Source organism: Kitasatospora sp. NPDC001547, from assembly GCF_042894165.1.
In the GTDB taxonomy this organism is placed as follows: Bacteria; Actinomycetota; Actinomycetes; order Streptomycetales; family Streptomycetaceae; genus Kitasatospora.
Genome location: NZ_JBIAVL010000038.1, coordinates 1 through 15,484 on the forward strand (window position 1 = coordinate 1; position 15,484 = coordinate 15,484).

Here is a 15,484-nt window from a genome sequence, read left to right on the forward strand (position 1 = left end):
GGGGGCGGAAGGCCCTAAAGGGCCTTACCCCCCGGCCTGGCGGCCGGGGCGCCGCTGACGCGGCGTCAGCCGGGGGTGCCGCCTACGGCGTCACCGTGCGTGGTGTGGCCTCGGCTGCGCCTCGGCAGGTGGGTGGGTGGTTGGGGGAATTCGCCGGTGGCGAATTCGCGGGCGCGGCACGCGCCGTCTCGGCGGGCGTCGGGCGTCGCTGCGCTCCGCCTTTCCGGTGGCTTTTCCCCGGGCCTACGGCCCGTCAATCGGTCGGCTTTCCGGTCTTGTTGGGCCGGTGTTTTCACGGCCCTACGGGCCGATTGGCTGGCAGGGTTTCCCGGGCTGCGCCCGGGGGTGAGCGTTGACGATGTGACGCGGAATTCGGGTAGCGGCCCATCCCTCCGAACGGGCGGGGTGCCGGCCGGGGCCTGCGGCCCTCGGCGTTGACGATGTGTCGCGGACTTCCGGTATCAGCCACAACCCCACCCCCGGGGGGCTCCCCCGGTCCCCGGCCGATGGCCGGTCCGCCGCCTGGTTGCTGGGCTGACGGCCCATCCGGCGCCCCTGGGGCGGGGCCTGCGGCCCTCGGGAGCAACCTCCGGGCCACCGGTCCGGCTCGGCCTCCCCGGCCCCGGATGGCGGGCCCTCACGGGCGCCCCGGACGGCGGTGGCTGACGGGCCCTCAACCGCAGACTCCCGACCGGAATCCGAAGCGAATCCGGCGGCGTTTCCCCGACTTCCGTACAGCCCTATCCTACCGGTCCCCGGACGGGCGCGGGACGTGAACGGGTAACCTCGCGGCAACCGTCCATCCCGGCTCTATCCGGCCGCACTAACGGCGGGAATCCGAATTCCATTCTGCTCCCTTTCTTGCGGCAATTCGAAACCCTTCCGAGGCGCAGCGGCGAGGAATCGAATTCAGGCACACCGGAAAGGGGCCTACGGCCCTCCACGCCGACACGGCGACCGCCCTTCCAGACCGCCCAGGAAATCCCGCCAAGCGTCACCCGGGCAATTCCCGGAGCAGCGACACCAAACCGAACACCGAGCCAGGACGGCGGCCAGGGCCGGCCCCGAGACGGCCGAGCAACCCAGGGGCCGGGACGGCCAGGACGGCGGCCTGGACGGGCGGCCAGGACCCAGCAGCAGGCAGCCCCGGCGGCGGGCGGGACGCCACCAGGGCGGGCGCGGGCACGACGGGCAGGACGGCCACGTCGAGCGCAGCGGGACCGGCCTGGCGGCCGACCAGGACGGCAGCCAGGGCCACCCCCGGCAACGGACCAGCGGGGCGCGGCACCGGACGACGCGGGCGGGCCGCCGAGGCCGCCCAACCGGCCCAGCCCAGTGCAACACGAAGTGCAACACGCCCACCCGCCCCCACTCCCAGCCACATAACACCAGGTCAGACCCGCAACACGACCCCGCGTTGCACCCCACCGCAACACCGCGTCGCACCCCCGCGTTGCACCCCCACCCACCACCAGGCCACCGGCCACCCCGCCGCCGAGCACCACCACCAGGACCAGACCGCCGACAAGGCCGGCCTCCCCGGGCGGCAGCGGTCAGTGCGTCGGCGGGAGCCTGACCGGCGCAGGAGGCGTGCGGGCGCAGCGTGAGCTACCGGGGTTGTGCTTCGGGTTCACTCCCACTGGTGGTTTGACTCCGGCAGGCAACACAGCGGTTCTTCGTGTCCATACCGTGTGGTGCGCCATACCCCCTCCGGAACAAGGATGACCTGTGGCCAACAGCTTCCAGACCGAAGAGATCCCGCACGGCTTCGCGTTCACCGAGACCGGCGCCCTCATCCACTACAAGCACACCATCATCCTGACCGTGCCGCCGCCCAACGCCGGCCCGTGGGGCGACACGTGGCTCAGCTTCGGCTGCGCCTTCGCGGACACCAAGCTCGGCGTGAGCATCTACGCCAACGGTGCCTGGAGCGGGGTGAAGCCCCGCGACGTCCCCGACAACGGCAACCGCCTCGGCGAGAAGCTCCCCGCCGGCACCCAGAAGGTCGTCATCGGCCGCATGAAAGAACGCCGCAGACACGGAGGACGACCTGCCCATCAGCTGGCTCCTCGAATACCTCGGGGTCTGACAGCCATCCGCCGATGCCCCGACTCAGCCACCCAGGCCGAGCCGGGGCATCGGCGCGACTGCCGACAACCGGCGCAGTCCCGCTTCTGCATAACGACGCACCGTGATGTCCATTGTTCGCTGTCACGTACCGGCGTGCTTCCCACCTTGGTGGCAACCGTCCCGACTTCGCTGTCCCAGGACACGAACAGCAGCCGCGGCCCCACGTCGGCCCCCTTGTCGCACCCACCTGTCGCGCCCAGACCACACACAGGGGTTGAGGCGTATCCGCCCACGTCACAGCGCGACAGCACCCCACGCGACAGGGGGGCGCGAAGAGAGGCGCGACAGCACCCAGGAGGCGCTCCTCGCGGCGGCTCATGCGCCACACTGCCAAGGGCCACGGTCAGCACTTACATGACGCCACGTCAGGACTTCCGCGATTCGCGCGCCTCGGCACCCCGGCGCGAAGGAAGATCTCAGTGCGCCACCCCAAGACCGCACGACCAAGGGAGCACCACGTGAGCGACACCGACCCGACCCTGCCGGCACCTGTCGTCGAAGAAGCCGACGGCGACGTCCTGACCCCCATCGAGGGCCGGGACCTGACCATCAGCATCCCCCCGTACCACGCCATGGAGGCAGGCGACACCATTGTGCTGCACTGGGGCGGCGGCAGCGCCCCCATCCAGCACCAGTTGACCGACACACAGGACGGTGAGCCGATCAGCATCTCCGTCCCCTGGGACGACATCCCGGACTTCGGCGGCAGGGAGATCAACTTCTCCTACCAGATCGTGGACCGCGCCGGAAACGTCAGCAGGTCTGCCCCCGCCCAGATCACCATCGAACAGCCGTAAACCCCGACACCCCACGGGGTGGCCGGCTCCGCCCAACACGGGGCCGGCCACCCCCAGCACAACACACCCCCAGTACAGCGCGAGCGCGACAGCAACCACGGACCGCCCGACGGCCACCCAGTCGACCAGGCCAGCGGCGGCGCAACGGGCGGGCGGGGCCAGCGGCACGGACCCGGACGAACGCGACCTAGACCGGCGCGACCTGGACAGCAGCCACCCGCCACCGGGCACGACGACCAGAGCCCAGCCCAGCGCCAACAAACCGAACACCGACCCCCCGCTACCTGCAATTCCAACCCGAATTCAAACCACTACTGGCAGCCAATCCACCAAAACAGACGACCGGAATATCCGGATAAATTCACCCCCATTCCACACCCAACAACACCCCACCAGCCCCGCCAACGACCGACCCCACCCCCCGACCCCACCCACCACCACACACAGTCACCAAACCAGCCACCCGACACCACCCACCCGACACCCCCAACAGGCACAACCAAAGGTCCAGACAACCCAGCGTTTAGGGCCAAACCACGCCCCACAACGCCAACAGGTCACACCCGGCGGCCCTTCGCCGGGTAGAGCTTGGCGTGCAGTAGCCGGTCTTCCCACCACGGATCGTCCGGGACGGAGACCAGCGCGGCGTTCGCCGTGCAGCCGCCAAGTCGGCTGGTGACGGGAACGCGGAACTTCACCCAGGTTCTGCTGTTCTCCGCAAGGCTGGGCTCATGGCTTCCGTGGTCTTCCGTATCTCTCCGATCGCCGGGGAGACGACCTTCTCGCTGGTTAGCCGGGTCGCTGCCCGCTACGGCCTGGACAACGCCGCTGTGCTGACGCACTGGCAGTGGCTCAGCCACCAGCCTCGGCATGAGGGCGGTGCGCTGCGGGCGGACGCCGAGGTGCTGCTGGATGCGGCGGGGCGGCGGGTACTGGCCGGGTTGTGCGGGGTCGGCGAGGACGTGCTGGGGCGGGCGTTGCCGTCGTGGGGGCTGGAGGACGAGAAGCTGGCCTCGCGTGCGGCTGGCAGCGGCCCTGGGGCGGTGTGGCGGGTGGGCGGCGCGGCGGTGGGGCCGGTGGCGTTCGGGTGCCGGTGGTGCGCAGCCCGGCGGGCCGGAGCGCCGGTGCGGGTTATGCGGTACGCGCAGCGGCGGGAGCGGGTGTGTACGCGGCACGGGCGGTGGCTGCTGGACGCCGATGCGGACCAGGCGTTGGAGTTCCTGGACGTGCGCGGCCTGCCGGAGATCGTCGAGGCGCAGCGGCGGTGGGTGCGGGTGGCGAGGCGTGCGGTGCGGGCGGGGGTGGGGCCTGGGGAGGTGTTCGCGGTGGCGTATGCGGTGGTGTGCCGGTGGTGGGATCTGGCGTTGGAGTGGCCGGACGAGCGGGTGTGGCCCGCGCGGCTGCACGCCCTGGCGGGCGGGGACGCGAGCGGGGACTTCTGGCGGTGGCGGGCGGTGGCGCGGGACGCGGCGGTCTTCCCGGAAGTGGTGGAGGTCGCGCGGGCCCTGCTGGATCCGGTGATGGCCGAGTTGGTCTGGCAGGACAGCGGGGCCGGGCGACCCCGGGCGCTGCCGGCGGACGGGGCGTTCTGCTGGCGGCTGGGCGAGCGGGTGGGACGCCCGTGGCTGGGGCCGCTGGCCGCGGTCGACTTCGGCGGGCCGCTGATTGCCTGGATGGGAGCGGTGATCCGCCGGCGCCGCGGCGTGGCCGTGCCGCCCGGTCACCGGGACGGTCTGTGGTGGGTGCGCCGGGAAGTCCAGCCACCGAACATGGCCGCGCAGCTGCGGGCGCTGACAAAGGAAGCGAGGCTGCCGGGTTCGGGGACGGTGTGGCGCTCGGCGGTGGCGCCTGAGCGGCGCGCGCTGATCGGCAACTTGCTGGACGACGCGGAGGAGCAGCTGATCCAGCTGCGTGGGGCGCAGCGGGGCAGCAGTGCGGAGGCGGCGGAGCGGCTGCTGAAGGGCCTGGGTTGCGGCATCGACCGGCTGCAGCAGGCGGTGCGGGAGACGGTGAGGGCGGCGTTGGAGGCCGGAGTGCGGGTCGAGGACGTCGCCGCGTGGGCGGGGCTGTCCCCGGATGCGCTCGCCGAGGTGCTCGGGGATGGTGGCCGGGCGGTGCGATAGAAGGGGTCTGGCGGGTCGTCGGGCCGGGGCAGGCCGGCGCTGTGTAGGACGGCGCCGGGCTTGGGTTCGGTGGTGGGGTGTGGGCCCGGGTGAGAACGCGGGTGCGTGTGGGGCGCTCTACCGCACCAGGTCACGGGGTGGGGCGGGAACGGGGAAAGCCGTCCGCGTGGGCGTGTGTGGCGGGTTGGCTGAGAACCGTGAGCAGCGTGAACGGTTGGGCCGGGGCGGGTGGGTCCGCAGGCCCGGTGGATGTGGATGGGCGGGCGGGGTTCGAGGCGGTGTTCCTCGATCCGGTCGGCCAGGAGGTGCGGCAGCGGTGGGAGGACGCCTGCGTGGCGGTGGCCTTCGAGGACCTGGCGCCGGTGTCCGCGTTCCCGGTGCCGCCCGGGAGGCGGTGGGGGCCGGGGCTGTGGTGGTCGGCCACCACCGGGCGGCACGTGGTCGCCGGGTCGAACGCGATGCGCGCCCAGCTGATGGTCCTGGACCGCGACCCGCAGGTGACAGGGCTGGCAGGGCGGCCAGTACGGCTGGTGTGGCGCGACCGTGGGGGCTCGGTGCGCTCGTGGGTGCCGCAGCTGTTCGCCCGGTACGCGGACGGCACCGCCCTGCTGGCCGACTGCCCGGGGCATGCGGAGGCGGGCGGTGAGCGGGCGCTGCGCGGCGCGCAGGCGGCCCGGGCGGCATGTGATCTGGTCGGCTGGCACTACCGGCGCCTGGAGCCGCTGGATGCGGTGTTCGCGGCGAACCTGAGGTGGCTGGCCGGCTACCGCCATCCCCGCTACCAGGGCCGCCCCGAGGTCGTGGACGCGCTGCTGGAGGCGTTCGCGCGGCCGAGGCCGCTCCTGGAAGGCGTTCAGGCGGTCGGCACCCCGATGACGGTTCTACCCGCCGTCTTCCACACCCTGTGGCACGGCCGGCTGAGTGTGTCGTTGGAACGCCCGCTGCACCAGGGCGTCCTCGTCGGCCCGGGATCCGTACAAGCCATGGCAGGAAGCAGCGGGATGGGGACAGCCGGGGTGGCCGGCGATTGTGGCGGGGGTGGGATGTGAGCGCGGCACCGCGGCGGCGTGGCGGGCGTCCGGTGCTGGCGGTCGGCGGGCAGGTCCGCTTCCGGGGATTGCGCTGGCAGGTCGTCGGCCTGGCCGGACAGCGCGTCCACCTGGTTGCCGACGAGGGGGAGGAAGTGGTGCTGGCCGGGCACCTGTTCGCCGACCCCACGTTCGCCCTCACCGGCCCCGAGGCCGACGGGAAGGCGGAAGCGGCGCCGCAGTGGGGCCTGTTCGAGACCGCCCCGGCGGCGGCCAGGGAACGGGCGCTCGCGTGGCGCCGGCACATCCGCGAGGTCGAGACCGGCCACCCCGACGGGGCCGGCGCGGGCTATGTGGTGCACGAGCGCTACGACCCCGAGCGGTACACCCTCGCCGAGCGGGAGCAGGCCAAGGCCGAGGAACTCACCGCGCTCGGCTTCGGGAAGGTCTCCCGCTCCACGGTGCAGAAGATGCGGCTGGACTACCGCAAGCAGGGCCTGTGGGGGCTGGTCGACCACCGCACCACCCGCGCACCGAGCCTCGCGGGGCGCACGGACGAGCGGGTCGTGGCCGCGGTCAAGGAGGCGATCCGGCGCCGGCGCGGACGCTCCAAGGGCACCGTCAAGGCCCTGTTCCCCGTCGCGGCCAGGATCCTGGCCGAGCGGCACGGGGACGCGGTGGCGATGTGCTCCCAGGCCACTTTCTACCGGCTCGTGGCCGCCCTCACCGACCCGCGCGAAGACATCCACGGCCGCGGGGACGGCGTCCCCGGGCCGCGGGAAGGGCGGGCGTTCACCCCGACCGTGGCGCTGCGCCCGGGCGAGCAGGTCCAGGTCGACACCACGCGCCTGGACGTCCTCGCGGTCTTCGAGGACGGCACGCTGGGCCGGCCCGAGCTGACGATCGCCGTCGATGTGGCCACCCGCGCGATCCTGGCCGCCGTGCTGCGCCCAGCCAGCACCAAGGCCGTCGACGCCGCGCTGCTGCTCGCGGAGATGGCCGTCCCCCACCCCGCCCGGCCCACCTGGCCGAACGTCCTGCGCTTCGCCCGCTCCTCCATCCCCCAACGGGAGGAGCTGCTGGCGGCCGACGAGCGCCTCGAAGGCGCCGCGGCACGGCCGGTGGTGGTGCCGGAGACGATCGTCGTCGACCGCGGCAAGATCTATCTCTCCGAGACGTTCACCGCCGCCTGCCAAACGCTGGGCATCAGCGTGCAGCCCGCGCCGCCGCGCGCCCCCACCGCCAAGGGCATCGTGGAGCGCACCTTCGGCTCCGTCAACACCCTGCTGTGGCAGCACCTGCCCGGCTACACCGGCTCCAACGTCACGGAGCGCGGCCGCGACGTCGAACAGCACGCCTGCTACAGCGTCGACCAGTTGCAGGACCTCCTCGACGAATGGCTCGTCCACTGGCACCACCGCCCCCACAACGGGCTGCGCCACCCCGTGCTGCCTAAGACCCGGCTGACACCCATGGAGATGTGGGGCGCGCTGACCGCCGTCTGCGGGTATGTTCCGGTCCCGCTGACCGGGCGGGACTACCTGGAACTGCTGCCCGTGCGCTGGCTCACCATCAGCGACCACGGCATCCGCCTCGAGCAGCGCACCTACGACCACGACCTCCTCGGCCCCCACCGCGGCCAGCCCTCCCCCACCGCCGCGCGGGGCGGGCGGTGGGAGGTCCACCACAACCCCCACGACCTGCGTCAGATCTGGCTCCGCCTGCCCGACCGCGACGACCTGGTCGAGATTCCCTGGATCCACCGCGACCACGTCCACCAGCCCTTCGACGACCGCACCTGGCAGCACATCCGCGCCACCGCCCTACGCCGCGGCGACCACGACCAGCACGAAGCCGACCTCGCCCAGGCCCTCGACGACCTCCAACGCCGCAGCAGCGCCGGACACGCCACCCGCGCCGAACAAGCCCTCCTCACCCGCGCCATGCCCGCCCGCATCCCCCACCCCGCCGACACGGGCGACAGCACAGCGCGGCCGGGGCGGGAAGACCGCGCCGGCGCACCAAAGCGGCCAGACGCGGACACGAGCGGCCGGGAAGACACCGAGAGCCTGGACGAGCTGGACGCCGAACCCGACACCAGCGGGTGGCCCGACGACGAGGACGACGGCGACGGCTGGTCCGACGAAGGCAACGACGGCCGCTCCCCCGCCCCGCCCTACACCGGCCTCGGCCTGTGGAACGCTCACCAGGAAGCCGAACGATGGTGAACAACCGCCACACCCCCGCAACAGGCGGCCACCACCTCCCCCGCGCTGCATCGGCAGCGGCCACGGCATGCCGAAGCCGGGCGCAGCACGGCCGTGCCGGGGCGCTGCGGCGCTGCAGGCCGCGCCACCGGGAACTCCCCGGGGCCCCCGGGCGCGCTGCGCCCGGTCAGAGCCCATACAGCGGGTACCGGCACGCTCCGGCATCATCGGACACCGGAGGAACGGGGCCCCGGCGGTGAACAGCACCGGCACGAACACCACCGACACCACGACGGGGCCGGTGGAGCCGGCGCCGTACGCGGTCGACACCTGGCACGGCTTCCAGACCTTCGCCACCACCCCCGCCCCCGCACCACCCGGGCCCGGGGAGCCGGACCGCAGCATCGAGGAGCGCCTGGCCTACCACTCCGCGTTCGTCACCGTCCGCACCCCCGCCATCGACACCCTCGCCCTCAGCGTGCGGCGCCTGATGCTGCTCGGACGCCACCAGCGCACCACCGCCCGCCCCAGCCTGATCCTCACCGGGCCCGCCGCCACGGGTAAGACCACCGCCCTGCTCGAAGTAGGCCGCACCTGCCATCTCGCCCACACGCGCCAACACCCCGCCCCATCCGGGAACGGGCAGCCGGCCGTGCCCGTCGCCTACGTCCTCGTGCCGCCCGGTGCCAGCGCCAAGACCCTCACTGCGGGCTTCGCCCGCTACCTCGGCATCCCGGTCACCGCGCGCACCACCCAGGCCCAGCTCATGCACGCCGTCATCCACACCTACAACACCGCCGGCGTGCGCCTGGTCCTGATCGACGAGATCCACCGCCTCAACCCCCGCACCACCACCGGCGCCGAAGCCGCCGACCTGTTGAAAGACCTCACCGAACAGATCGGCGCGACCTTCGTCTACGCCGGCATCGACGTCACCACCACAGCGTTGTTCAGCGGGGTCCGCGGCGCTCAACTCGCCGCCCGCGCCAGCCTCGTCGAAACCGGCGCCCTACCCGCCCGCCTCGGCACCCGACGCCCCTTCACCGACCTCGTCACCGACATGGAAACAGCCCTCGACCTCCGGCGGCACCGGCCCGGCACCCTGTCCCGCCACGCCCCCTACCTCCACCAACGCACCGCCGGACGCATCGGCAGCCTTAACCGCCTCATCCGCGAAGCCGCCCTCACCGCGATCCTCGACGGCACCGAACGCATCACCAAAACCACCCTCGATGCGGTGCGCCTGGACCACCAAGCGGAAACCCACCCCACACCCCGCCCCCGCGGACGGACCTGGTGAAGGCGGGGACACCAGCCACCGAAACCGGCTGAGAAACCCTCAGAAACAGCGAGAACACCGGCCCGGCGCCATCGCCCCCGTACCCGAGATGAGCCGAGAACACCCCGAGATCAATGAGAACAGCCCACCAGCGGGCCCCCGGACAGTCTCCACGACACCCCACCTGACCAGGCAAAACAGCCCTGACCAGCCAAAACGTGGAAGCAGCCTTTAGGACACTCCACACCCCTCAATACCGGCCACCACACTCACAAAACCCGCGATACTCCCAGCTCACAACCACCACCCAACGCCCCTGAACCCCACCCACCCGTTCTCACCCCACCCACAAAACCCCAGCCCACACACCACCCCACACCTCAACTACACCCCCCTCAAACCTCACCTTCTCCCGCAGCTCCAGCTCCGAATCCTCCCTCCCCCCGATCGAACCCCGACACGTCCAGCACGGGCGCAGCGCGGCGTTGACCGTACGGGCGACCTCCAACTGCTCCCGGCCGCCCGCTCAGGCACTCTCGCGGTCCTGGCGGCAGGACCAGCAGCGGCCCGACGGGCGGCGGACCGCACGACAGCGGACGCGCGGGACGGCCAGGAGACGGCCGGGGAATGGCCGGGGCGCCCGAGCGGAACAGCTGCACGGCAGCGGCGATCGACGGCGTCGACGGGACCGTACAGCGGCAGCCGGTCGGCGGTCGACGACTACCGGGTGCGAACGGCAGCCCCGGACGGGGACGGCGACCAAGCGGCAGCCGGGCGGGACGGCAGCCGGGTGGAGCGCAGCAGGTGGGCACCACCGGCCAGCGCGACGGACAGCAGCCGACAGCGGCGACGGCGACGGGCCCGTACGACAACCGGACAGCAGCCGCGGCCGGCGGCCAAGCGGCGGGAGCGGAAAGCCGCGGCCAGGCCGGGCGGGACAGCAGGACGGGAGTCGAGCGAGCCGGACGGAAGCCCGGCAGCGGCGGCCGGTGGCGGCCGGTGGCCGCGGACGGACCGCGACGGCGGTACCACGGCAGCGGCCGGACGGCGGAGCAGCAGCGGACCCGGACAGCGACCGGACGGCGGAGCAGCAACGGCCCCGGACAGCTGGCGAACCTTACGACAGCAGGCAGGCGGGCAGGACAACGGCCAGCGACCAGCGCGGGGCGGACCAGAGAACGCTGAACCCGCCGTCGTCCCGGCCCGGCCCGGCCGGCAACAACCGGCTGCGGCGCAGCCCAAGGGCGGAAGCAGCCCAGCGTGAGCCGGGCCAGCGAAGCAGCCGGACCGCGGAGGCACCACGGCAACGGCCGGACCGGGACGACGGCGGGCGCCCGGCGGAGACGTACGGGCCGGACGAGGACCGCGAGCAGCAGCACCTCCGGCCTCCGCCAACCGGCCGAGACAGCGACCGGACGGGCGGGACGGCCGGGGCGGCGGACAGCAGCCGACAGCGGCGACGGCGACGGCGACGGCGACGGCGACGGGACCGTACGACAACCGGACAGCAGCCACGGCCGGCGGCCGAGCGGCGGGAGCGGGAAACAGCGGCCCGACCGGGACGGGACGGCGAAGGCACAACGGCAACGGTCCGGACCAGGACGACGACGGGCAGGCGGCGAACGACGACTACCGCCTGCGCGCAACGGCCCCGGACAGCTGGCGGACCGTACGACAGCAGGCGGGCGGGCGGGAAAGGCAGCGGCCAGCCACCGGCGCGGGGCGGAACAGAGAACGCTGGACCCGACCGAGCCGGCCCGGCAAGAACACGGAAGCCACGACGGCGACAGCCGGGACAGCGCAAGCACCACGACAACGGCCGGGACCGCCGGAGGCACCACGGCAACGGTCCGGACCAGGACAACGGCGGACGCCCGCCGGGGCACAGCGGCCCCGGACCGGAGCGGCTGCCGGGCGGGCGCACGCCGACGTCGACGGGACCGTACGACACCAGCGAGAACCAGCCGGGAACAACTGACGACAGCAGCCGGATGGCGGCCGCGAGCGGGACGCAGCCGAGCGCGCGTCGCAGGGCGCAGCCGTCCGGCCGGACCTGGACAGCGACGGCGGGCATCGGGGCCGACGACTACCGGGTGGCGTGCAGCGACCCCGGACGACTGGCGGACCTTACGACAGCAGGCAGGCGGGCAGGACAACGGCCAGCGACCAGCGCGGGGCGGAACAGAGAACGCTGAACCCGCCGTCGTCCCGGCCCGGCCCGGCCGGCAACAACCGGCTGCGGCGCAGCCCAAGGGCGGAAGCAGCCCAGCGTGAGCCGGGCCAGCGAAGCAGCCGGACCGCGGAGGCACCACGGCAACGGCCGGACCGAGACGACGACGGGCAGGCGGCGAACGGCGACTACCGGCTGCGCGCAACGGCCCCGGGCGGCTGGCGGACCGTACGACAGCAGGCAGGCGGGAAGGGCAGCGGCCAGCCACCGGCGCGGGGCGGAACAGAGAGCGCTGGACCCGACCGAGCCGGCCCGGCAAGAACACGGAAGCCACGACGGCGACAGCCGGGACCGCCGGAGGCACCACCGCAACGGCGACCGGACGCGGTCCAGTGCGGGCAGGAGGACGGCGGGGCGAAGACGGCGACGGCGGGACCGTACAGCAGCAGCCGAACCGCGGCCGAAACGAACGGCGGACCGTCCAACGGCCGGGACAAGGCGCAGCCACGGCCCGGACCCGCCTAGCTCCGGCCGGCCGCAGAGCGACCGGTGCTCACCAAGGCGGCCGCCCTCCCTGCACAGCGCCCGACCACGGCGAACTCGTGCTCCTGACGACACAGCCCGGGCGCAGGCTGGCGCTGAACGTCCGGCCGGGACCGGGACGACGGAGGCATGGCAACGCCCGGACCGGGACGACGGCGGGCGCCCGGCGGGGCGCAGCGGCCCCGAACAGCGGCCGGACGGCGAAGCGGGGACTGCAGACGGGTACCGGCCGGCGACTACCGGGTGGCGGCCGCTGGAGCCCGGGCGGGACAGCGGGACGGGAACGAGCGAGCCGGACGGAGACCCGGCAGCGACGGCCAGAACAGCGGCCGGACGACGGAACAGCAACGGGTCCGGGCCGCCCTCGCTCCGGCCGGCCGGCGACTACCGGGTGGAACGCAGCAGCCCCGGACAGGAGCGGCCGCCGAGCCGAGCACACGCCGACGTCGACGGGACCGTACGACAACAGCGAGCACCAGCCGGGAACAACGGCGACGGCCGACCGGACGCACAGCGGCCAGGACGGCAGCCGGGCGGAACGCAGTGAGTGGGCACCACCGGGCGAGCCCAGCGGGCCAGGGCGTGTCGCCGGCCCCGTCCCAGTGGGATGGAGCCCCCGGCCGGGGCTCGTAGTGCGCGCGCCCGCCCGCACCGTAGCGGACGATCTCGGTGGACAGCGCCGCGCCGTCGGCGAGCTGGTCGGCGCTCCAGCCGGTGACGTCCACTCGACAAGACGCGCTGCAACGCTAGGGCCTGTCTCATAATTGATCTTGTGGTGGGTCGAGGAGAGATAACGGATGCCGCGTGGGCTCGGATAGAGCCGTTGTTGCCGCAGCGGGACGGGGCCGGGCGTCCATGGCGGGATCATCGCCAGGTGGTCAACGGGGTGCTGTGGCGGCTGCGGACGGGAGCCCCCTGGCGTGATCTGCCCGAGCGGTACGGTCCGTGGCAGACCGTCTACCGGCGCTTCGCCCAGTGGGAGAAGGACGGAACCTGGGCCACACTCCTGCGTGAGGTCCAGGTCCGCAACGACGCGGTGGGGTCCGTGGAGTGGACGGTCTCGATCGACTCCACGGTCGCCAGAGCCCACCAGCACGCGGCCGGCGCCCGCAAAAAGGGGATCAGCCCGAGGACGAATCGGATGATCCGGCAGCAGTTGCGCGCCGCGAGGCGCTCGGCCGGTCCCGGGGCGGGCTGACCACCAAGATCCACCTGGCGGTCGACGGCCGGGGCCTGCCGCTGTCGATCGTGCTGAGCACGGGCAACACGGCCGACTGCACGATGCTGCCCGCCGTCCTCGACGCGATCCGTGTTCCGCGCACAGGGGCCGGGCGGCCGAGGACCAGACCCGACCGGGTCGTGGCCGACAAGGCGTACTCCTCCCGGAAGATCCGCCGGCTGCTGCGGCGCCGGCGGATCAAGGCGACCATCCCCGAACGCCGGGACCAGATCGCCGGCCGCGCCCGCCGCGCAAGCCGCGGCGGGCGCCCACCTGCCTTCGACAAGACCGCCTACAAGGGTCGCAACGTCGTTGAGCGCTGCTTCGCCAAGCTGAAGCAATTCCGGGCAGTGGCAACCAGGTTCGACAAGCTGGCCAACCGCTACCGGGCCGGCGTCGTCCTCGCCTCGCTGATCCTGTGGCTGCGAGCCGAGGAGCAATAGCCCCCACCAAGATCAATTACGAGACACGGCCTAGGGCCGCGAGCGATCTCGGTTACGAGGTCGAGTTCGTCGTCGACGCCATGTCGGCCACGGCGGCGGAGGAACACGACTTCGCGGTGGCGAGGACCTTCCCGCGCTTCGGCCGGGTCACCACGACGCAGGATTACCGGTAGGCGTCCACGCCGTGGGTCCGAGGCGATGCATGGCGCGGGTCTCCGTTCTCTCGAGTGATCGTGTGCGGGTTCGCGTTGTAGCGCTGGTGGTGGCGTCGGCGGCGTGGTGCCGGTCGGGTGCCATGGTGCTCTCCCTCTGCGTGGCGGGCTCCGGGCACGGGTGTGCCGGGAGTTCGGGCCGGAGAGGGTCCGGCGTCCCCGGGTGTCCGGGGATCACGCGCGGGCTCGGGAAGGCCGCGCGGCCCTGAGGGAACAGGGAAGAAGAGCCGGCCTCCGGGCGGTGCACCGGGCACGCGCCGCAGCAGCCCGGGGCCGGGAGGGTGGCCGGGGCCTTGGGGGTGCGCAGCTTGCGGACGGCGGCCGCGGTGTTCACGGCGGCCGAGGCGGTGGAGAGGACGGAGCCGAGGTTGCGGACGGCGTGGGCGAGCTGGTCGGCCTGCGGGCCGGCCGGGTGGACGAGGGCCTCGGCGAGGAACTGCAGAACGGTCTGAACGGGCGTCATGGCGCCCCCCTTCGAGAGAGGTGTGTACCTTCACCCCTTCGAGGTCGCAGAGTCCACGAGACAGGACCCGCGCGCAGAGACGTCTGGTGAGCAGCTCGGCCGCTGGGTCCAGGCGCAGCGGGCTGGCTGGCCCGTCCTGGAGGAGGACCAGCGGGACCTGTTGACGGCGGTCGGCATCGAGGAGGACCCAGAGCTGGTAGCCGCGCGGGCAGCGGCTGCGGCGAAGCCGAAGGTCTCGCGCGCCGACCGGTTCGGCGCCGGTCTGGCGGCGCTCGCGGCCTTCGTCGAACGCGAAGGACACGTGCGGGTCCCGCGCAGTCACAAGGAGGACGGGGTGTCCCTCGGGTCGTGGTTGAACAACCAGAAGGCCCGCCGGAACAAACTCAGCCCGGAGCAGCTCGGACAGCTGGAGGCCCTCGGCGTGGCCTGGTAGGTCTGCCTCGGGCGGAGTCGGTGCTGCTGTTGGAACCGGGCGCGGCTGTAGCTCAGGTGCCGAGGTTCTCGTGGCGAATCATCCGGCAGGTCGGCAGCGCGGTCGGCCTCGCGGTGCTGGTCGCCATCGCCAACTCCGGCGTGCACGGCCAGACCGGCGAGGCGCTGCGGTCGGCGACGACGGACGGCATCCGCACGGCGGTGTTCGTCGCGGCGGCGGCGATGGCGGTGCTGCTGGTGGTCGCCGGGCGCTTCGAGCGGATGCCGGGCGGGGAGACGGCGGCACGATCGGCGGGTACGGCGGCGGGCGAAGGACGCCGCCGGCGCGCGCAGTTGAGTACGGGGGGGGGGGGGCCCCCAAACCCCCCGCCCCCCCCCCCCCCCGCCCCGCCCCCCGGGCCCGCGCCGCAGGGCCGCGCCGCCGCCCCCCGGCGGGTG

Annotated in this window: 10 protein-coding genes; 8 read left to right on the forward strand and 2 right to left on the reverse strand. The window is 73.2% G+C overall.

Annotated elements, in window-relative coordinates; all coding sequences use genetic code 11:
• The first annotated feature begins 2,588 nt into the window (after positions 1-2,588).
• Entirely contained in the window at positions 2,589-2,927 is a 339-nt protein-coding gene (locus tag ACFY0X_RS35530) for a hypothetical protein (protein ID WP_387760654.1), read from the forward strand.
• A 557-nt stretch (positions 2,928-3,484) separates the two neighbouring features.
• Here the strand turns inward: ACFY0X_RS35530 and ACFY0X_RS35535 are convergent.
• On the reverse strand, positions 3,485-3,625 hold the full coding sequence (locus tag ACFY0X_RS35535; RefSeq protein WP_387760655.1) for a hypothetical protein: 141 nt from the start codon (positions 3,623-3,625) through the stop codon (positions 3,485-3,487).
• 33 nt (positions 3,626-3,658) lie between these two features.
• On the opposite strand from ACFY0X_RS35535, the gene ACFY0X_RS35540 reads away from it, so the two are divergent.
• The 7 genes from ACFY0X_RS35540 to ACFY0X_RS35570 all read left to right on the forward strand — a co-directional run bounded on the left by ACFY0X_RS35540 (position 3,659) and on the right by ACFY0X_RS35570 (position 15,047).
• On the forward strand, positions 3,659-5,050 hold the full coding sequence (locus tag ACFY0X_RS35540; RefSeq protein ID WP_387760656.1) for a DNA-binding protein: 1,392 nt from the start codon (positions 3,659-3,661) through the stop codon (positions 5,048-5,050).
• A gap of 278 nt (positions 5,051-5,328) precedes the next feature.
• Positions 5,329-6,099 (forward strand): TnsA-like heteromeric transposase endonuclease subunit, encoded by a 771-nt coding sequence (locus tag ACFY0X_RS35545; protein ID WP_387760657.1) that lies wholly within the window; start codon positions 5,329-5,331, stop codon positions 6,097-6,099.
• Positions 6,096-8,306 carry a transposase gene (locus tag ACFY0X_RS35550; protein ID WP_387760658.1) on the forward strand — a complete coding sequence of 737 codons (2,211 nt, stop codon included), beginning with the start codon at positions 6,096-6,098 and terminating at the stop codon, positions 8,304-8,306. The genes ACFY0X_RS35545 and ACFY0X_RS35550 overlap by 4 nt, the downstream gene beginning before the upstream one ends.
• A gap of 280 nt (positions 8,307-8,586) precedes the next feature.
• Complete coding sequence (locus ACFY0X_RS35555) at positions 8,587-9,585, forward strand: TniB family NTP-binding protein (protein ID WP_387760684.1); 999 nt, start codon at positions 8,587-8,589, stop codon at positions 9,583-9,585.
• A gap of 3,467 nt (positions 9,586-13,052) precedes the next feature.
• Positions 13,053-13,939 (forward strand): IS5 family transposase gene (locus ACFY0X_RS35560; RefSeq protein ID WP_387760685.1). Its coding sequence is split into 2 segments (ribosomal slippage): positions 13,053-13,407 and positions 13,407-13,939, totalling 888 coding nucleotides; the frame shifts between segments, so codons are not numbered across the junction.
• Complete coding sequence (locus ACFY0X_RS35565; protein ID WP_387760659.1) at positions 13,915-14,112, forward strand: isochorismatase family protein; 198 nt, start codon at positions 13,915-13,917, stop codon at positions 14,110-14,112. Before ACFY0X_RS35560 ends, ACFY0X_RS35565 begins: the two co-directional genes overlap by 25 nt.
• A 524-nt stretch (positions 14,113-14,636) precedes the next feature.
• Complete coding sequence (locus tag ACFY0X_RS35570; protein WP_387760660.1) at positions 14,637-15,047, forward strand: helicase associated domain-containing protein; 411 nt, start codon at positions 14,637-14,639, stop codon at positions 15,045-15,047.
• 52 nt (positions 15,048-15,099) lie between these two features.
• On the opposite strand, the gene ACFY0X_RS35575 is transcribed toward ACFY0X_RS35570, so the two are convergent.
• Positions 15,100-15,243, reverse strand: coding sequence for a hypothetical protein (locus tag ACFY0X_RS35575; RefSeq protein WP_387760661.1), 144 nt, complete (start codon positions 15,241-15,243; stop codon positions 15,100-15,102).
• Positions 15,244-15,484 lie beyond the last annotated feature (241 nt).